We start from the raw sequence: 19326 nt of genomic DNA, 5'->3' as shown, positions 1-19326 counted from the left end.
GCCTAATTATATCTAGGAGCCTGAAATGTATACATTATTCCCTTCCCGACCTAAACCTTTATCAGCACTGATGGCCCTCGCCGCATTCAGCAGCACCAGTGCATGGGCTGATGTTCAATGTGACATTGYCGATTTAGCGGCCAGCAACACGCCACTCCAAGTCATTATGAGTGCTGAACGCAGTTGCTTTACCAGCTGGTATGACACCACGTCTATTCGATACAGCAACCTCTACCAAGAAACTTTTGTAAGCAAAGTGGCACAGCGTTTATCGCAGACCATTGCCAATTATCAGGGTGAGGACGACCAAGCCCGCCAAATTGCTAACTTAGCTGAGTATGTACGTGCAGCCTACTATGTTCGCTTCTATGGTGACAAGGCGAGTCCTGACTATTCTGATTCGCTAGATGATCGTCTTGCGGATGCCATCAATAGTTTCTTACGCTCGCCTTACGCCACGGCAAAGGGCAGCGCCCAAACCGATGCTTTACATGGTTTAACGCTGATGGCCGACAGCATCAAGCGCTTGCCGCAAACCCTAGACCTACAAATTCAACTGCTTGAAAATCTGAAACAAGACCGCTTAGACGAACGCCGTTACGCAGATGCACTCAATAACCTTTTCCGCGCCATGGCGGGCCACCAATCTCGTCAAGCCTTTTACGATGTGCTCGCTGCTGATCTTTCCTTGATTGACCGCCTTTACCAGTTCGTCGTCAATCATCCTCAGCTCTCCAACAGCGACCACGGGGCGTTATTGGTATCAAACACTGTCCGCGAAATGGGACGACTATTGATGGCGCCCCAAGCCAGCGTGCGAGATCGTGTGATTAGCCATTATCGTGATCTATTACCCCGTTTCCCACTGGGCGGAAAAAATGACGCTGTTTGGGTGGGCATGGTAGAAATGGTGGATGCTTATGCGCCCGATAAGATGGCCGAATTAGGTTTGTCTGATGCCAAAGCCACGCTGGAAGCCAAAGTAATGCCTTATCGTCACCAATGTGACGGTCCGGCGATCATTCGTTCACAAAGCATGACGCAAGCGCAATCACAACAGGCATGTGAAAGCCTGCACAACAAAGAAGTGGCTTTCCACCAAACCGTTAACTCAGGTTATCAAGCGGTCGCCGACGATCTGAACGACAGCGTTGAAGTTGTGGTGTTTGATAACCCGTCCGACTACAAAACCTATTCCTCATTTTTGTTTGGTAACTCGACGGATAATGGTGGTCAATACTTAGAAGGAAACCCTGCCGCCCCGGACAACCAAGCCCGTTTTATTGCTTACCGTAATGATAATGGCCAATCGCTTTCCATTTGGAACCTTGAGCACGAGTACGTTCACTATCTGGATGGCCGCTTTAATATGTACGGCGATTTCAATGACGTGCTTCGTCACGGTCATACCGTGTGGTGGCTAGAAGGCTTTGCGGAGTATATGGCCCATGGTGATGACTATGCCGAAGCAATACGCTTGGGCAAAGAAGGCGGCTACTCACTCAGTGACGTTTTTGCCACCAGCTATCAGAATGATGTTAATCGCATCTATCGTTGGGGCTATTTGGCGGTACGCTTCTTGTTTGAAAAGCACCCAGAGGCTGTGGAAGCTTTGCTTGATGCCGGTCGCACTGGGAAATTCGAGCAGTGGGCAAATTTAGTCAAAGACTATGGCCATCGTTATGACCAAGAGTTTGCGCAGTGGCTGACCACCTTGGAAGACACCGATGGCAGTGAACCACCGCGTCCAGACCCTGATCCCGAGCCCAAGCCAGAACCAGAAGTAACAACACTGTCTCTCGGTCAAACCGTCACCATTAGTGGGCAAGCATACAGTGAGCACCTGTATCAAATTGATCTAGCCCACTCTGCCAGTGCGCTGACATTTAGTATCAAAGGACAGGGCAACGCGGATCTGTACGTGGCGAAAGGCCGTCAAGCGCACTATTACGATTTTGACGCTACCGAGTGGAACCAAACCAGTAATGAAACCGTGACGCTTACTGATGTGAAACCGGGTCGGTATACCTTAAGTGTCACAGGGCGCGGTGACTTTACCGATGTCACTGTCAAAGTGAATGCTGAGGGCCAAGTACAACCTGACCCAACCCCAGAACCACAGCCAGAAACACCGGCTGGCACCGATGACTTGCGCCCGACGCAACTTAACGTTGCTAGCCCGAACAGTATTAGCGTTTATCAACGTCGCTATCTCTATGCCGATGTACCAGAAGGCGCCACCAAGGCGCAAGTGTGGGTCATGGCTGATGGTGACGCTGGAGATGTGAGCGTATTCGCCGCCGAGGACTATTGGCCAACGCAAGCACAAAACCAAGCGGCCTCAGACGTACCAGGCAGCAACCAGTACATCGAAGTCGACTTGAGTGACCAGCAGCGTCTGCACTTGCTACTTGCAGGTGACGGAAGTCGTAGCCAAACCGATGTGCGTGTTTATTTTCGTTAAGCGTTAAGCACCATGTTATTAAGCGCCACCGCCGAGTGGCGCTTTTCTTTGATAGCCATAGAAATGGAAAAAGAATAGAAAGAGGAAAAACGCTTAAGGGATGATTTCTGTTTTCTCGCTCCCACAAACTGAGATAATGCCGCAATGACTCGCCTTGTATCACGGTTAACGAATAATAAGGAGAAACCATGACCGAATGGGAAAAAATGTGCCAAGGACTTGTGTTTGATGACAGCGATGGCTCCATTGATATCCGGCGAGACCATGCCACACGAACCTTGCAAGCATTCAATCAAAGCGTAGAGACTGCAACAAGAAAGCAACTACTCAACACGCTATTACACACCATCGGCGAAGGTTCGGTGATCCAGCCGCCATTCTATTGTGAATTTGGCGAGACCATCCAGGTTGGCAGCAATACCTTAATCAACATGAATGTCACTATGTTGGATGGCGCTCCGATCACGATTGGCAACCATGTGCTAATTGGCCCCAATACCCAGTTTTACACTCCCACCCACTCTCTCGATTATCGAAGCCGTCGAAAATGGGAAACATGGTGTAAACCCATTGTGGTCGAAGACGATGTATGGATTGGCGGTAACGTGGTAATCTGTCAAGGCGTCACCATCGGGGCTCGCAGCGTCATCGCCGCCAATGCGGTGGTTAAGCACGACGTGCCACCTGACAGCCTTTACGGTGGCACGCCTGCACGCTTGATAAAGTCGCTTAATCACCACGATTAATCAATATTGCGCCAGCCACTTGGCGCATTAAGCCCCCAGCGAGCAAACTCGGCTCCACTGTATATGGCGCGTCCTTGTTTGCCATGAATCACCGAAATAGAGGACGCCTCTTCGCCAGCCAATATTCGATTGACGTACTCTCCCGCCTGAATCCCTTGCGATTCACCAAATAACACTACCCCTCCTGCGGTTTGGCCTTTACCCACTGAAAAGTCCCAGAAGCCAAATAAAGGGATCGCACTATGTTGGTTGGTCCAAGCTAATACCTTATCCGGATCGACGACATTGCCATCGTTATCACGGATAATTTGATAGAGCCCCACAATGATGATGTCATAGCCATCGCTGTCTTTGACTGAGGCTTTCCACGCGTCAAACGTCTCATGGTTTTCAATCGTGGCATCAATCCCCAGTTTACTCTTCAAACTTTGATATTGGTTACTGATATGGTCGGTGGCGATGGTCGCGGTCGTCCCTGCATCAAACATGATTTTGACGATGAGTTTGTCTTTACCCAACATTTGCCCAATCTCTCGCATACTGCGCGCAAATAGCGGGCGCTCGAGCACACCGGTTACTCTCGCCTTACCGCTATATTTGGCCATCAACCGACGTGGGTTAGAATTGATACCTAAAAATACAATATCGATATCCTCATTTTGTAAACGCGGTAACATGTAGCCCAACGCATTATCGTCACCCAGTACCACGACATCTGGCGCGACCTGTTGATACATAGCGAAGGCTTTGTCAGCTTGACTGTCATAATCGGCTTTCGGTAAGCGTTTAGTATCCATCTCAAAGGTATGTAAGGTCACATCATCGCCAAGCGTACTTTCGAGCCCACGAATGTAACTTTCATCCCAGCCGTATTCTTTGTGATAGCTCTCAATCAACAGGACGTCGGCAGCCCATAAAGGACCCACTGAGGCAGCATAGAACACTATAACCAGTAGCCAGTTTTTCATACTCACACTCCGTCTTTTTGTTCTTTCACGTTATTAACCCTAGTCAAAGGATGGATACCGAGAAAGCACATAACAGGAGTGAGAGCGCAGTCATGAATCAAAAGGGAAAAAAGCCGCCACATTCGTGACGGCGGTAGATAAGTGCTTATCGAGGGATAAAGGTATTTTTGTAAAATCCTTGGAAGCCCGAGTTCGGCACATAAAATTCGACCCCACCGAATAAGCGCAGCGCTTTACCCTCGCCTTGGGTCTGTTGCTTAGGTTCGATAGCTCCAAAACGTTTATAACGACTTTGCGACACAAGAATAAATTCGTGTCTACCATCATTGTCCCCTGCTGGTGGCGAGTAGTGACCGACAATATGAAGTCCCACACTATGAGCTCCCTCAGGTAGCGGCATATCTTGCAGTAAACGCACCTGAGTAAAGTTGTGTTGTTCATCACGCTCGATAATTGTTTGATATAGGCGACGATCTTCTTCTGCAACACCATCCAGATCAAGCGTATAGAAGATACTCACCATGTCGCCAGTACAAACGAGCGTTAACGATGGGAAGTAGTCATCCGGGTATCCATCGGTAAAATCTTCGCTGATGAGTGACACCTGTCCATCTTTGATTTGATACACATGCTTGTCTTTGCATACCACAATAAAGATGCATGACTGCTGCTGGTGCACCGCAACAATATCAATAACGTCCTGTGTGCGAGATGAAGGAAGCTGAATAATGTCGCTACTTTGTGGGGCATTTTCGATGCCTTGAGTAAAATACAGATACTTCGAATAACTCTTTTCGCATAAAAATAATGCTTGGCTATTCGAGTGACGGTCAACACATTCACTTGCTATTGTGCAGCGATCTATTTGCCAATCTGGGTTCCATTGTTCGTAGCTTAGGCTATCAGTAAACCCATCGTTGAAAAATCGATCGGTGCGGCCAAACTCAGGGTAATCGAAATTACGGCCGAAGTAATAAGTACGGCCCGTTATCTGAGATGACACCATCGCGTCTAGATAGTTGCGGGTTTCACGATCTTCAACTGATTGAATGTGCTCCCAGTCAGTATTCATTGTCTTGACATCAAACGGCCTAAAGCAGGTATGCGCATCCCAATATATCCGAGTGCGGCAAATATACTGACCAACATCGGCATGAATGAGGTCTGCAGGGTGCACCACTTGATTGGTATAACGCTGTATTGGCGAAGGTTCGGGCTTAGGCTGACGTAATGCATCGAAAATCCATTGTGCAATCGCGATCACGATCCCTACGATGGCGACCACAATACCTAGCGGTCCTGCCAACACACTCCCCATCAGTGCCGCGACCGCGAGCCCAAATGCAGCGCCCGATATCAAGAAGTTAACTGAAGCCCACACAATATCCGCGGTATCACCGCTGGCAATCGCTTGACCGAGATTCCATCCAGCAATGCCGACCGCAATAAAGGCGAGCCCCACAAAACATTTACTCACCAGACTCGATACTTTGCCGAGAAATAATGACTCCGCAATTCGGCGTTCAACGTTCACAAACTTGGCAACCCGGCCGGTCAGTTTACCCAGAAACTGACTAAATTTAGACATGACTTTCGCGAGTTCATCGGTTATCGGTGTCCCATTACCGAATAAGAAGTGTGTCACTTTAGTCGCAAGGATCTCATAGCTAATTTGCAACGAGGTTTCGATAAATGCGGCGCCCAGCCCGATAAGTTCAACGGGACTATCCCACTCTTCTCTGTCTGTCGCGGATGCCCAAGTGAAATGTCCCACACCCAGCAACAAGGTCAACGAGGATAGAACAACGTCAGTCATACTTCGCTGGCCGCTGACCGGCGTTGCCAATTCAGGGTATTGTCTCGTCAACGCTTGCTGAGTAGCGTCGTTCCCCAAGGTCTCATCGCGTAACCCAAGTCCTTTAAACGTATTCCAAACGGTTTGCACGCCACCATTATTGCTAAAGAATTGCCGCCAGAACTGGCTTTGAGTCGACGAGTCATTGTTCTGCAGAATACTGGCAACGGCGAAGAAATTCTCCTCATTGGCGAGCACGGAATATTCATCACTCTCACTCCCCCAGCGCAAACTAAACGCGACACCGTTGATTACAGTGCCGAATAGCACTCGCTCGATTTCACGCAGGGCGTCCTCGGTTTTGGGTCGGCCTGCCGCAATGTTTAAAGTGCGTATTTTTGCACTCGTCGCATTCACCTTTTGAACCGCAATATTGAAGCGGTTATCGGCATTGTCGTTTACCGCACAATCGTTAAGCAGCGACTCAAGCGTGCTATCTTGCTGGTAGTATGCGATCAGCTCATCTAACCAATAAGACGCATTTTGTTTGTACTGACCCAGTGCATTACCTTGACAATAATTTGTCGCGATCGCGTAAAGCTCATCAATGATTTGTTTGAAGATTTCCCCTTTCTCTGCCAAGTCGATATTGGCATGCGCTTTGATCATGTCCCAACTGTTGTAGGCAAGGCGATCATTAACGTCCACATTCTCTTGCCCTTTGTAGCCATACTGTAAATATTGACTGATGTATTCAGCCATATAGTCATTAAAGTAGGTTTGATAGCGCGCATAAACATCACTCACTGACTGTTGATTATCATGCATGGCTAGTACATCGTCATTTGGCTCAACCGCACCGCCTATGTCGGCGCTCAGACCACCGTGATGGATCCGAAAGTTATGCTTCATCATATTCTGAAACATCACATGCGCGAGGTAGTTAGCTTCGTCTGTGGACGTCTCGAAATCCACTCGGTCTAACCCTAAACCGCGATGTTCTGAGGAATCCGTGTAAAAACTGATCGCATCAAGCTCACTGAGCCCTGCTGAAGTGGTTGGTGCGATCCACTGTGCCGCTTTGACAGATTTTGGTAACACGGCACCCGCCGCTATGGTTAAAACAGCCGCCGACGAATGGGTTAAAAAACGACGACGACTTTGGGAGCGAAGCCCTTCCCAGACATTGCATTTGCTTTTCATGATTGTCCTCTTCTTAATCGGGATTATCTTGAATGGATAAAAAAACCCGCATCTTCGGATGCGGGTTTGAGGTTATTTAACCGGTTTGATGGTCAACTCGGCATTGTCGAAGCCGAGGCTCGCAAGTTCATCGGGGTCAAAGTTAGAAATCAATTCCACCCCATTTGCCTCGCCAGTCGTGGTCATTGGCGAGATGGAACGCTTAACGCGAGTGGAAGCCGCTTTGCCAATCGGCTTAGCTTGGCCAAGTTCAATGGTCCCTGCATACTGGGATTCCGCATAAAAATCACCCGACACATAGGAATAGAACGGACGCAAGCTCTTCCCTGTTGCCCACTGCATGCTTTCTAGGCCAAATTTTTCAACTGCCCAGCTCCAGTCCCACCATTTCACTTCGCCAGGAATGTAGCGGTGATGCCATTGGTATGCGATATCCGCAGACGGCTCACTACTACGTCCCATCGTAAAGGTGTGGCGTACTGTAGGACGACTTTCAGGGTGCGAATGCCACGCGTTACCGCTCCAACGCAAGAAACCGTCAAAAGTCACGTCATAACTAATATCGGCGCCAAAGCGGTACGGGTAAGAAATGCTCGACCGATAAAGCTCAACGCGAATAGGTATCTCGGAGTTCGCCGGGACAAATGGACGTGCTTGTAACGTCACCTGCTCACTGCTCGAGCCACCATTGCTGTTAGCAAAGCTTTGATTCGCCTCAATTGAGATAGTGAGCTTGGTTTTACCTACCAATGGCCACTTAAATTCGTTTTCTGTTTGTACTTTTTGCGCAAATCCATAGGTGTTGGTTTTCGACCAATTGGTGGCCTCATCGACTTTGAGATCAACCACCACTTGTTGAGGCTCGTCGAGGTTGTTGCGGGCGACAGCAGAAATCGTTTTGACTAACTGTTTATCGGACTCAACCACATCACCATGCCAGAAATCACTGTCATTTAAGGTATAAGCAAAGTTATCCACTTTAATGGTGGTCTTATCGCCACAGCGGTAGCCATCACACCCGCCATCGTTGTTACCGCGGATCAACCATTGGTCGCCAGAACGCCAAACGTTCATATCTTCACCGACGTAATCACTGTGATTACCACCTACCCATGCGTAACCAAGGTAATGCGCGAGATAGCTCAGCGGTTTGACAAATTCGCTGCGGTTATTGACCAATGAATATTGGACATCGAGCTCAGTCCCTTCTGGTACGCTTTGAGCGGCGTAATCCGGAATCTCGCCCTCATCATTGATGGGGTAACACCATGTATCTTTCGTTTGGCCGTAGTGTTTGATTTCACCGTTATAGCCGCTACCCATGATCGCCCAATCGCCTTCGAGTCCAGCGATTTGCCATTTCCCCATGCGATCCATCAAAAAGTGGCGATGGGTACTTGCCTCGTCTGCCGTTAAGGGCCGATAGTTGGCTCGACATTGATCATCGCCTAAGGTATCGAGCACAATTTGGTCAGGATAGACTCTCGCCTGTGCAACTCCCGCACTGACGAGTACTGCGATGGTGGAGAGAGTCAAGGTTGTTGTTCGTGAGATTGTCGCCATTTGACGTCTTCCTTTTGTTAGGTGTTATTAGAGTCTGCCGGCCATTCGAAAGCTGACCCTTTGACCTTTCCATAGCCAATAACAAAAACAAAATGAAAAACGATGATTTAAATTCCCTTTATAGTTCATTACGTTAAGCTGAATTCACATTTATTCTCATAACGTAAAATGTGATATTTATTCAGGAACAAAACTCACCCTAAAAAAGCACAGAAAGCCAATTAGAGTTAATACACTATTATTTAGGTATGGATATCTATGATAGGAAGTAGAAATAATAAGACGTTGCAAAATCTACTCGACAAGGCTTAAAAAAATAAAGCAAATACTCTATTTTTATTCCCCAGCGAGAAATTGCTCAATTTCATGAGTGGCATGCTCAATATTGAAAGGCGAATATCGGATAAGCACACTGCGATTCGTCTTTCTTGAGACAAAATGAACAGTGGCGTACTTGTGCTTTTTTTCTATGTAAACGAGACAATCACACTGACTGTGGGTTAAAAATTGCTCCATTGGAAAATCAAGTCGCGTTTCTTGCGGATAAAAAACGTAAAGGCTTCCTACACGTTTCTGCGTCAGCCCGCCTCGCTGAACCACATCGCTCCAACGCCAGCCATTGATTTTTCCTACCACAAAAACGCTGCTCGCCACACATGCCAATAACATCAACGCCATCATGACACACTGGCGTATCGGTTTACTCGATACTGCCTTATTGTCAGCGCCCTGCCTCGAGTCGCTAGCAGAAATACCCGTTGCAGCATTCGTCGTGGCAGATGCTACTTTAGTTTGCTCTATGGTTGCCTGAGACTCACTGACAGTCTTGGTTTCTACCATGCCCTCGACCATGCGATAGCCTAGCTTGGGCACAGTGACTACCAACGTCGGATCCGCGCTAATCGCCATTAGGCTTCGTCTTAGCGCACTGATTGATTTGGCTAACGATGTTTGACCAATGTATTCATTTCCCCACGCGTAACAAATCAAGGTTTGCTTACATACGGTCTCAGGGGCATGCAGCAACAGGCACTCCAACACCAAGGCTTCGCGGAAGCCAAGTCGGGTAGATTTGTGGTCTTGATGAAGTTTCCTAGCAACAGCGTCGAAGTAAATCATAGGATTTTTCTTTTTGATTATAAAAAACTCAATAAATCATTGCGATAGTAAACATTTTAATTAGAAACAAGATCACATTTTACATAAAAGTGAGACCCACCCTATTAATATAAAAAATAATAACCGCAATAAAATTAGGCGATTAGACGTATAAAACCGATAAAAGATCGCCAATAATTGTTTGTTTCCCATACAAAACAGATAAATAAATCAGACACAAATTTTGCAACGATGTCAAATTATTGATTAGTGAGAGTTATTGCATAGTGAGCTATATAATACTGAGTGTTTACTCAAAACAGGTTGGCAACAATAATGAAATATATTTATAAGATAACGATGGCAATCGCCCTACTTATGATGTCTTCAACAGGCTTTGCTGCCATCGGACAATACAACATTGTGTTAGTGCATGGTTTTCAACCCGCACAACTAAAAACACGTCCCGATCATGATGAGGTCGTGCGCGATGGCGGCGACTATTGGCAAAACTTTTGGCTACAGCATGCTGATGCTCGGATTGACTGGCCTGCCCATGAGCGCATTGAAGGGAAAATAGCCTCCGATTATCTTTGGCCTGCGTTGAAAAACCTTTCCGAGCAAGAAACCTGTCTGTCCGGCTGTATTTTAGTCACCCACTCTACCGGCGACCTAGTAGCACGCTATCTGCTCGATAACCAAGAAAACTGGCTGAGCAACGCAGGGCTAGAGCCCCTCAATATTGTCGGCACCTTTGATTTTGCTGGCGCAGGTGGCGGTGTTGAGTTAGCTAACATAGCAGTAAACGTTGCCGAAGGTGGTGGCTGGCTAAACCATGCGATGAAAAAAGCCGTGTCACTTTGGATGGGACAAATGCCAACCAAAGACAATATCGGCGTACTGAACGACTTAAAAGTAGCCAATGCACGCCAATTGGCGATGTGGCCAGATAACCGAGTGCCGCGTATCCGCTTTGTGGGGAATGGCTCTGACTTCTTAGGCGCCACGTCTCCCTTTATTCCGGGTAGTGATGATGGCGTGGTCGCCGCCCACTCAGCCTGTGGCGCCGCGGATGCCGATGAGTTTGATAGTTGCTCCACCAAGATAGAGTTTGACGGTAAACTGGATTACGTCCATAAAGGCGTTAAACGCTTTATGCCGTTGCACTATCCGCTGTTGATGGGCGATAAGTATAGTCACCTCACCATTTTTAACCCTTGGCACAAAGGGAAGGTGACAGCGACAGATCCAGAGCTTGTGCTCGGCGATAATTCGCGGATTACCGTCGAAACCGTGGATAAAGATGGCTGGTTTGGTAAGAAATATCGCTTTGTCCGTGATTCCGACCGCGACACCTTGTCCGAACTCGTTCACGCCCTTCCGCAATAATCTCGGTCAAGCTGTGACCTGACCAACAAAGCTGCTCTTTTGTTTAAAAAGAGCAGCTGGTCAGATTTATTCGCTTTTATTAGCTGTGTTAGTTTATTCGAGAATGATTAATTAGGGATTGCTATGACTAGACTGCTACTCGCAGTAACCTTGGTGGTATCCATTGGAATTACTGCCTATTTATGGCTTGATGTTCCCGACGCTCCGCCCGCCACACTGACTGCTGAGCAGAACCATCAATTGCCGTCGCCCGACACTGCCAAATACGAGTCACCGATTCGAGAATCTAAACCTCGAAATGCGCAATATCGTCCAGAGGAACCCGATATCGTGCAAACCTCGATGACACCAACACTCAGCTATATAGCGGCCGATTATGCGGAGCAAATCCAGCACCCCTCCTACTCGATCCCTATTCCATCGAAGCAAAGCCCTTATCTACACTGGAATCGATATGTTTCAACGCCGATGCCGATTCTCGATGGCTCGGTGAAAGCGGCATTAAAGCTCAACCAATATCGCTATTTTTATCCGGAAAACATCCAAGCCTCACTGGTCACCCCAGCCTCTCTTAATCACGCGACCTTATCGGTCATTGATGTCCAGTCCAATCAGGAATTGACCCGCCTCGATGTTACGGATACCCAGTGGAGCATTGAGCCTGAAACCGATTGGCCTATTGAACTTCGCCTCAAAGCGGCACTCAGTTTTGATGGTGGCGACGATGTGCTCACCGCCGACTTCCGCCTCTACCAACCCATTGCGGAAGTGAAAGGCGTTAAACCAGTTTTCGGGCGCGGGCCAGATATGGTTATTCCACTCGTTTTAGATATCGATAAAGGCGGTATTTATCGAGTGCGTGCCAATTTATTTACCGCTGACGATCAACCCGTTGCGGTGTTAACCACCAAGACACGCCTCAGTGAGGGAGAACAATCTCTGGAGCTGCGCGCATTTCGGGCTTCAATGAGCGGCTATGGTGATGAATGGCAACTGAAAGACGTCGTTATTGAACGTATGTCCGGCTATCCCGGTGAGCGGGCACAATTTGGCATCAGCCCAGAAGACCATTATTTCCTCGGCATTTTTGATACTGGGCAACTATCTGACGAGCCCTATCAAATGACTGAGCAAGAGCGGAKGCAGTTAGAGTTTTTACAGCATGCCGCTCAACGGTCTTAACGGCTCAACTTTCCATCTGAGTGACTTGCTCTCGTGCGGTATGAATACATCGACGCACAACATGAGCGGTATTAGTCCGCTGCCACGCCAATACGACGTGACTCACTAAGGGCATGTCTTCAACCGCGACCACTGCGACATGGTCGCTCAGTTGCGTAGTCAATGATTCAGGCACTAGGGCAATCCCAAACCCCGCAGAAACCATCGCCGTTGCCGAATGCAATTGTGGCGCTAGCGAGGCATTCGATGGCGCCAATCCTGCCCCTTTTAGGGCATCCACTAAGGCATCATGTAATCCTGGGCCAATATCACGCGGAAACAGAATAATCGGGTCACCGCCTAATTGTGACAACGTCACGCTTTGCTGCTTAGCAAAGGTATGATTAGCAGGTACCACCAGCTTAAATGGATCAGGAAACAACGGCGTATGTGCCACGTGTTCACTGGCATAACATGGTAAGCGTAGAAAGGCGAGATCGACATCCTGCTGACGTAAGGTTTCCACCAACGCTGGCATGGGCAACTCTATCGGCTGAAAATCAATCTCTGGATGGGCCTGCTGTAATCGCCGAACCAGTTCTAACACGGCTTGGCTCACCACCGTGGAGCTGGCAAATCCAAGCCGAAGCTGATTCCGCTCTCCTCGCGCCACTTGTTTGACCCGCTGCACCGCATGATCCAACTGCGCCAAGATTTTCACCGCATCATCATAAAGCACCTGACCAGCGGGTGTTAACGCCACCCCGCGGGATAAGCGTTCAAATAAAGGCACACCCACCTCTTGCTCTAGCTTTTTAATTTGTTGACTCAGTGGTGGTTGCGCAATGCCCAATTTTTCGGCTGCGCGGGTGAAGTGTCGGCACTCTGCCACCGTTACAAAATACCGTAAATACCTTAGCTCCATGACCCTACCTCTGAGAAGTCTCTGATATTCAGTATCTTACCACGTTTTTTATGTGCCATATCTTTTCGATATCAAAGCCAACCTTTTTTGTATTGGATGCTATCCACGTCAGCTCGCATCATAACCATAGGTTTCACGCAACGAACCGTTTGGTTATCAGAACGGTCGTTAAACACGGTTAACGAGGACGCTTTATGAGCACCCAAACCTGCCACTGTGCCGAGCACATTGCGGCCGCCTACGTTGAACATCACCAAAACACGGGGGAAGGCGAAATCTATCAAACCTCCCTGATGAGTGCCTTGATTGATGGCATCTACGAGGGCGACACCACCATGGCCGATCTCCTCAAACATGGCGACTTCGGCCTCGGCACATTCAACCAACTCGACGGTGAGCTCATCGCCTTTGATAAAACCATATTTCAGCTGCGCGGTGATGGCTCGGCGCGTCATGCCGACCCGGACCAAAAGACCCCCTTTGCGGTCATGACCTTCTTCAAGCCAGAGATCAGCCAGTCTTTTGATCACCCCATGTCGCGCCAAGAGCTGCATGATGTCATCGATAGCTTGGTGCCAAGCGATAACATTTTTTGTGCGGTTCGTATCGATGGTGCCTTTGAGCATGTGCGCACTCGCACTGTGCCCAAACAAACTCCGCCGTACAAACCTATGCTTGAGGCCATCGCTGCACAACCTGAGTTTCGCTTTGACCATGTTAATGGCGTGATTGCTGGTTTTCGCAGCCCACAATATACCCAAGGGATCAATGTCGCTGGCTATCACGAGCACTTTATCACTGACACACGCCAAGGCGGTGGCCATGTCCAAGACTACGAATTGGCTTGTGGCACCTTGCAAATTGGACGGGTCTCTAAACTGGTCATTGATCTTCCGACCAATGCCAGCTTCCTCGGCGCGAATTTAACGCCGGACAACATACACGCCGCTATCGAACAAGCAGAAAAATAATATCACCTCCCATTGGGAGGCAACCTCACGAGGAGCCCAACATGACTAAAAAAACACAGTGGGACAATGGCGCACAACTGATCGCAAATCACCTAGAGCGCCAAGGTGTGGAATACATTTTTGGTATTCCTGGCGCCAAAATCGACCGTCTCTTTGACGCGGTTGAAGACACCAACATTAAGATGATTCCCGTTCGTCACGAGGCGAATGGTGCTTTTATGGCAGGCGTCGTCGGCCGTCTAACCGGTAAGGCGGGTGTGACTATGGTGACCTCTGGCCCAGGCTGTGCCAACTTGGTCACCGGTCTGGCAACCGCAACCTCAGAAGGCGATCCCTTGGTCGCATTAGGGGGCGCGGTAAAACGGGCCGATCAACAAAAACAAACCCACCAAAGCCTTGATACAGTGAGCGTATTCCGCTCCGTCACCAAATACAGCGCCGAGGTTCAAGCCAGCACTGCTGCGTCTGAGATCCTTGCCAATGCCTTCCGCTCAGCAGAAAGCGGCCGCCCCGGCGCTGCCTTTGTCAGTCTGCCCATGGACATTCTCAACGAACCCGTTGAAAGTGATATCCTCGCACCGACCTTCCCCGCGCAGCCCGGCATGGCAGATACGCGAGCCATCAGCGAGGCAGCCAATAAAATCAAAGCAGCGAAAAATCCTGTGTTTCTCCTAGGCTTACAAGCCAGCCGCCCCGAGAATGCCGCCGCTATTCGTACTCTGCTCAATCGTACCCAATTACCCGTTCTCGGCACCTATCAGGCGGCAGGTACTGTTGATATCAGCTACTACCAGCGCTTTGCGGGTCGGGTGGGTTTGTTCAACAACCAGCCCGGTGATCTATTGCTCGCAGATGCAGACCTTATCATCACCATTGGCTTTAGCCCGATTGAATACGATCCTGAACTTTGGAATACCCAACACACAGACATCGTGCATATTGATGTCGAGCCTGCGGAAATCGAGCATTACTATCGCCCCAGCGTTGAGCTCGTTGGCCAAATTGAGCCTACCCTGAAAGCACTCACCGAGCAGCTCGATCATCACTGGCTGATGCCATCTACCACCGTCGATGTGCTCGAAGAAGTCGCTCACCAACGTCAAGCGATTCGTGCTTATAGCCATTCACACCAAGAGTTTGCTTTGCATCCGTTACACCTAATCAAAGTGATGCAGGATGTGATCACCCCAGACACAACCTTGTGCTTGGACATGGGTAGTTTCCACATTTGGATTGCTCGTTACCTCAACTGCTTCCGTTCCCGTCAATTGTTGGTCTCGAACGGTCAACAAACCATGGGCGTCGCCCTTCCTTGGGGAATTGGTGCTAGCTTGCTCAATCCCGATCGCAAAGTGGTGTCCGTTTCCGGTGACGGTGGGTTTATGCAATCAAGCATGGAGCTTGAAACTGCTGTGCGCCTCAAATGCAACTTGCTACACATTATTTGGGTGGACAACGCCTACAACATGGTAGAGATGCAAGAGGTCAAAAAATATCAGCGCTTTTCCGGTGTGAAGTTCGGCCCGATTGACTTTAAAGCCTACGCCGAGGCGTTTGGTGCCAAAGGTTTTGCGGTCACACGCCAAGAAGAACTTGCCAGTCAATTGAAGCAAGCCATGGACACCGAAGGACCCGCCGTGATCGCGATTCCCGTCGATTATAGTGACAACTACAAGCTAATGGCCCCTCGTGAGGCCGGCAGTATGGATCCGGTATTCGCCTAATAGACAAGTACTTTTTTCAAACAAACGTGCTCCTGCCGAGCAGTATCGTGCGAGGAGCCATATTAAAACCCAAAGATGCGTGGTTTAGCGCCGTTTAAAACAAGTCTCTTATTGAGCCCTATATAATATTCGAGTCAGTTCAAATATTTAGCACATAGGGCTCATTGCTTAAATCAACACATTTCTTAACATGAAGAAACTATCACAACGAGAATGGAGTTCACTATGGCAACGACCCCTCGCACGGTAACGTCTCCGAAAAAATTCATCATCGGAACCGGCCTACTGGCACAATTACCAGAAAGCATTCAAGACTTTGGTTCTAACGCTTACATTATTTGCGATGAGTTCTTTCTCGATCAGGTGAATCAAACATCGCTTCCTGCCATTGAGCGCGCAGAAGGCTTAGCGGCTCATGTCGAGAAATTTCAATACGAATGTACCCAGCAAGAAATCGACCGCAACCTTGGCATCGCTGAACAACAAAAAGCCAATGTTATTGTCGGTATTGGTGGAGGGAAAACCCTAGATTGCGCCAAAGCCGTCGCGTACGAGCGTAAAGTGCCGGTGATTTTATATCCGACCATTGCCTCAACCGATGCCCCCTGCACCGCCTTGTCAGTGATCTACAAACCTGACGGTGAGTTTGATCGCTACTTATTCTTACCACAAAACCCAGATGCGGTAATTGCCGATACGGGCATTATTGCCAACGCGCCAGCACGCTTCTTTGCGGCAGGCGTAGGTGATGCATTGGCTACCTACTTTGAAGCACGCGCCTGTTATCGTGCTGACGGCGTTAACTTGGTCCAAAAGCGCCCTTCACGCACGGGCCTTGGCCTCGCTCAGCTTTGCTATGAGTTACTCAGCGAAAACATTGATGCCGCCATGGATGCCTTAGCCAGTAAAGTCAGCACTCCAGCACTTGAGCAGATGATCGAAGCAACGATTTATCTCAGTGGTGTGGGCGCAGAAGCTGGTGGTCTTGCCGCCGCGCACGCGGTGAATAATGGAATGACCGCGGTGGCCGATTTGCACCATGCCCAACATGGTGAAAAAGTCGTCTTTGGCTTACTGACGCAATTGGTACTGGAAAATGCCCCTAAAGAAGAAATGGATAATGTGGTTAGAATTATCAAAACAGCGGGTTTGCCACTCACGCTCGAACAAATGGGACTAAAAAACTTTGTTGAAGAAGAGTGGCGTCAAGTTGCACGCATCGCATGTGCAGACGGTGACACCATGGGCAATATGCCAATGACAGTCAGCGAAGACGATGTCTATCACGCCATGTTAGCCGCGAATAATATGGCAAAGCGGTATTCCGCGGCCTAAACACATCAACCAACTGACTCACCAAGCGTCCGTTTTACCGGGCGCTTTTTTGATGGCGCACTGTCAATCCACGCGCTGCGAAAAAGCACAGGACGTTACGCAAGGTGGAAGTCAATCACAAACAACGGCGGGCGTTCTGGGTAGATTTGCAAAATCAGCGCTTTCAGCTCAGTCAGCGACATCCCTTCTTGTTCAGCATGGCGGGCATTAATGTCCTCGAAAGCAAGCGGTACAACGCTGTCGATAATAATGTCGCAAACATAATCATCGGTTTCTAGCTGATGCACCGCGACGCGCGAACCGGGTTGATAGTGACTTTCGGATTCATCACGAATGGTGATGGTTTTAACACCGGCGGCCACCATGGGCGTTAAGGTGGAGAAAAAGGTGATTTTGGTCGGGGCAGTCATGTTGTTTTCATCCAAAACTGTGGTGGCCTATAGTGCGATAGGATTAAAAAAGCCCGCGCGCACTTGCACGCGGGCTTTCCATGCCTTGCGACGTTACGCCATCATCGGCACCAATACAAGCGTGCCAATAATCACAGTAATTAACCCACAGATAACTGGCACCGAGGTGCGTTTAACCACTTCAAACGGGCTGAGTTTTGCCATCCCTGATGTCGCCACAATTACTCCCGACACAGGCGAAACCGTGCGGCCTAAATTAGACGCTTGCAACATGGGGATAATCAAAAACGCTGGGTTAAGCCCCATCTTCGCGGCTAACGAGGGTGCGAGTTCAACAAACGCATAGAAAGGTGCATTGCCCGATCCGGTCGCAATCGCTGCCGCTACAGTGAGCAGGGTTAGCAATAACATCAGCGCGATGCCACCGGCGCCGGCGCTTTCCGCTAGGCCCAATAAGTTGTCTATCGCACCAATCGACATCAAGCCTTGGGCGAATACGCCGGCAGCCACCAACAACATCACGACGCCTTTGAAGGCATCCGCCATGCCTTCATAGCAGGCATCGAGATCTTCTAGCGTTCTTCTACCATCAAATTTCTTGGTCGCAAAGTCTACCAATGCCCCCAAGAAGATCGACAAGACCACGATGGTATAAATATCAAGATACAGTCCCTCGATAGTTTTCCCATTGAATAGGAACACCCCGATAATGGGTAAAAACGGCAACACTGCGTAATAGGCAGGTGCGTGGGTTTCTATCTCAGAGACATCCACACGTTCCATCGGCGTGTTTTCTTTTTTATCCAGATATTTATTCCAAAAGTACGCCGCGGCTGCCATCACGATGATCGCACAAATAGAGACTGGCAATACGGTTTCAACCGCAAACACATGGAGAGGCAACCCGGATTTTTCCGCCGCAATCACCACATCGCCCGACGTGGGTGACAAGATAATGGCAGCAGGTGACGCACACACTGCGGTGGCAGCAGGACGAGAAATGCCCATCGCGGTCATCATCGGGAACAAGGTTGCCATCAGAAGGACACCTAACCCAGTTGCAGAGCTGACAGCCAGCGACATCAAACACGCCACGATGTAAGCCGCTACGAGCAGCACATAAGGTGACTTAATCACCGAGAGTGGCTTAGAGAACTGTTTCACCACGACGTTGTTGGCACCAATGTGCGACATATAGGCCGCAAAGCCACACAACAACATAATTTGCATCCCAAGGCCGCCACCCCGGTATTGCAGCATGTATTTCACGTATTCAAGCGAGTCGGTAAACAGGTTGCCCGTCGACGTTAGTTTAGCCGGCAGCACACTGTGCCCGATTAACCCAGTGATAATCAGTAATAAAATCCCTGCGGTAAGCAAGGTACTTGCAGCACGATAACCTTTGACAATGAAGTAGCCCACAGCCACTGTTACAACGAGCCCAATGAGCAGTTCTAGCATAATTCACTCCGCCAGATGATAAAGATAAAAGAATGGGATGGAATTTACTCAGCTCACTGTACTAAACCCCTGCCTGTAGCACGACAACAACCAAACCCGAGCTTGATTTAAGA

Annotated in this window: 14 protein-coding genes; 7 read left to right on the top strand and 7 right to left on the bottom strand. The window is 49.0% G+C overall.

Annotation, left to right across the window (positions count from 1 at the left end):
* The first annotated feature begins 25 nt into the window (after positions 1-25).
* The gene (locus tag BZJ19_RS13255; RefSeq protein WP_077675969.1) at positions 26-2464 is read left to right on the top strand and encodes a M9 family metallopeptidase; all 2439 of its coding nucleotides are present in this window, start codon (positions 26-28) and stop codon (positions 2462-2464) included.
* 188 nt (positions 2465-2652) lie between these two features.
* Positions 2653-3210 (top strand): sugar O-acetyltransferase, encoded by a 558-nt coding sequence (locus tag BZJ19_RS13250; protein WP_077675968.1) that lies wholly within the window; start codon positions 2653-2655, stop codon positions 3208-3210.
* Here BZJ19_RS13250 and BZJ19_RS13245 read toward each other — a convergent pair.
* The 4 genes from BZJ19_RS13245 to BZJ19_RS13230 all read right to left on the bottom strand — a co-directional run bounded on the left by BZJ19_RS13245 (position 3207) and on the right by BZJ19_RS13230 (position 9858).
* Positions 3207-4178: an ABC transporter substrate-binding protein gene (locus BZJ19_RS13245; RefSeq protein ID WP_077675967.1), complete on the bottom strand. Its 972-nt coding sequence runs from the start codon at positions 4176-4178 to the stop codon at positions 3207-3209. The genes BZJ19_RS13250 and BZJ19_RS13245 overlap by 4 nt on opposite strands.
* A gap of 145 nt (positions 4179-4323) precedes the next feature.
* Positions 4324-7176, bottom strand: coding sequence for a twin-arginine translocation signal domain-containing protein (locus BZJ19_RS13240; protein WP_077675966.1), 2853 nt, complete (start codon positions 7174-7176; stop codon positions 4324-4326).
* Positions 7177-7248: 72 nt separating this feature from the next.
* Positions 7249-8739, bottom strand: a complete 1491-nt coding sequence (locus BZJ19_RS13235) for an aerolysin family beta-barrel pore-forming toxin (protein ID WP_077675965.1) — start codon at positions 8737-8739, stop codon at positions 7249-7251.
* 336 nt (positions 8740-9075) lie between these two features.
* Positions 9076-9858 carry a transcriptional regulator gene (locus BZJ19_RS13230; RefSeq protein ID WP_077675964.1) on the bottom strand — a complete coding sequence of 261 codons (783 nt, stop codon included), beginning with the start codon at positions 9856-9858 and terminating at the stop codon, positions 9076-9078.
* Between the two features lie 315 nt (positions 9859-10173).
* Here BZJ19_RS13230 and BZJ19_RS13225 point away from each other — a divergent pair, with 315 nt between their 5' ends.
* Together BZJ19_RS13225 and BZJ19_RS13220 are read left to right on the top strand one after the other, a co-directional pair.
* Positions 10174-11226: a hypothetical protein gene (locus BZJ19_RS13225; RefSeq protein ID WP_077675963.1), complete on the top strand. Its 1053-nt coding sequence runs from the start codon at positions 10174-10176 to the stop codon at positions 11224-11226.
* A 123-nt stretch (positions 11227-11349) separates the two neighbouring features.
* Complete coding sequence (locus BZJ19_RS13220; protein ID WP_077675962.1) at positions 11350-12408, top strand: hypothetical protein; 1059 nt, start codon at positions 11350-11352, stop codon at positions 12406-12408.
* A gap of 4 nt (positions 12409-12412) precedes the next feature.
* Here BZJ19_RS13220 and BZJ19_RS13215 read toward each other — a convergent pair whose 3' ends face one another.
* Entirely contained in the window at positions 12413-13312 is a 900-nt protein-coding gene (locus BZJ19_RS13215) for a LysR family transcriptional regulator (protein ID WP_077675961.1), read from the bottom strand.
* Between the two features lie 194 nt (positions 13313-13506).
* Here BZJ19_RS13215 and budA point away from each other — a divergent pair, with 194 nt between their 5' ends.
* The 3 genes from budA (at position 13507) to BZJ19_RS13200 (ending at position 17342) form a co-directional block, all read left to right on the top strand.
* Positions 13507-14283 carry an acetolactate decarboxylase gene (budA, locus tag BZJ19_RS13210; RefSeq protein ID WP_077675960.1) on the top strand — a complete coding sequence of 259 codons (777 nt, stop codon included), beginning with the start codon at positions 13507-13509 and terminating at the stop codon, positions 14281-14283.
* 41 nt (positions 14284-14324) lie between these two features.
* Positions 14325-16007: an acetolactate synthase AlsS gene (alsS, locus tag BZJ19_RS13205; RefSeq protein ID WP_077675959.1), complete on the top strand. Its 1683-nt coding sequence runs from the start codon at positions 14325-14327 to the stop codon at positions 16005-16007.
* Positions 16008-16232: 225 nt separating this feature from the next.
* Positions 16233-17342: a glycerol dehydrogenase gene (locus BZJ19_RS13200; RefSeq protein WP_077675958.1), complete on the top strand. Its 1110-nt coding sequence runs from the start codon at positions 16233-16235 to the stop codon at positions 17340-17342.
* Between the two features lie 95 nt (positions 17343-17437).
* On the opposite strand, the gene yqfB is transcribed toward BZJ19_RS13200, so the two are convergent.
* Positions 17438-17752 carry a N(4)-acetylcytidine aminohydrolase gene (gene yqfB, locus BZJ19_RS13195; protein ID WP_077675957.1) on the bottom strand — a complete coding sequence of 105 codons (315 nt, stop codon included), beginning with the start codon at positions 17750-17752 and terminating at the stop codon, positions 17438-17440.
* A gap of 93 nt (positions 17753-17845) precedes the next feature.
* On the bottom strand, positions 17846-19213 hold the full coding sequence (gene dcuC, locus BZJ19_RS13190; RefSeq protein WP_069590198.1) for an anaerobic C4-dicarboxylate transporter DcuC: 1368 nt from the start codon (positions 19211-19213) through the stop codon (positions 17846-17848).
* Positions 19214-19326: the final 113 nt, after the last annotated feature.

Origin of the sequence: Salinivibrio proteolyticus (assembly GCF_001996165.1) — a bacterium.
GTDB lineage: Bacteria > Pseudomonadota > Gammaproteobacteria > Enterobacterales > Vibrionaceae > Salinivibrio > Salinivibrio proteolyticus.
The sequence above is the reverse complement of the archived record's forward strand: the minus strand, read 5'-3'. Positions and strand labels throughout refer to the sequence as shown.

Coding starts and splice junctions, on each gene's coding strand:
- dcuC (WP_069590198.1), bottom strand. CDS start 19,213: ATGCTAGAACTGCTCATTGGGCTCGTTGTAACAGTGGCTGTGGGCTAC.
- BZJ19_RS13235 (WP_077675965.1), bottom strand. CDS start 8,739: ATGGCGACAATCTCACGAACAACAACCTTGACTCTCTCCACCATCGCA.
- BZJ19_RS13200 (WP_077675958.1), top strand. CDS start 16,233: ATGGCAACGACCCCTCGCACGGTAACGTCTCCGAAAAAATTCATCATC.
- BZJ19_RS13215 (WP_077675961.1), bottom strand. CDS start 13,312: ATGGAGCTAAGGTATTTACGGTATTTTGTAACGGTGGCAGAGTGCCGA.
- BZJ19_RS13245 (WP_077675967.1), bottom strand. CDS start 4,178: ATGAAAAACTGGCTACTGGTTATAGTGTTCTATGCTGCCTCAGTGGGT.
- alsS (WP_077675959.1), top strand. CDS start 14,325: ATGACTAAAAAAACACAGTGGGACAATGGCGCACAACTGATCGCAAAT.
- BZJ19_RS13230 (WP_077675964.1), bottom strand. CDS start 9,858: ATGATTTACTTCGACGCTGTTGCTAGGAAACTTCATCAAGACCACAAA.
- budA (WP_077675960.1), top strand. CDS start 13,507: ATGAGCACCCAAACCTGCCACTGTGCCGAGCACATTGCGGCCGCCTAC.
- BZJ19_RS13250 (WP_077675968.1), top strand. CDS start 2,653: ATGACCGAATGGGAAAAAATGTGCCAAGGACTTGTGTTTGATGACAGC.
- BZJ19_RS13240 (WP_077675966.1), bottom strand. CDS start 7,176: ATGAAAAGCAAATGCAATGTCTGGGAAGGGCTTCGCTCCCAAAGTCGT.
- BZJ19_RS13225 (WP_077675963.1), top strand. CDS start 10,174: ATGAAATATATTTATAAGATAACGATGGCAATCGCCCTACTTATGATG.
- yqfB (WP_077675957.1), bottom strand. CDS start 17,752: ATGACTGCCCCGACCAAAATCACCTTTTTCTCCACCTTAACGCCCATG.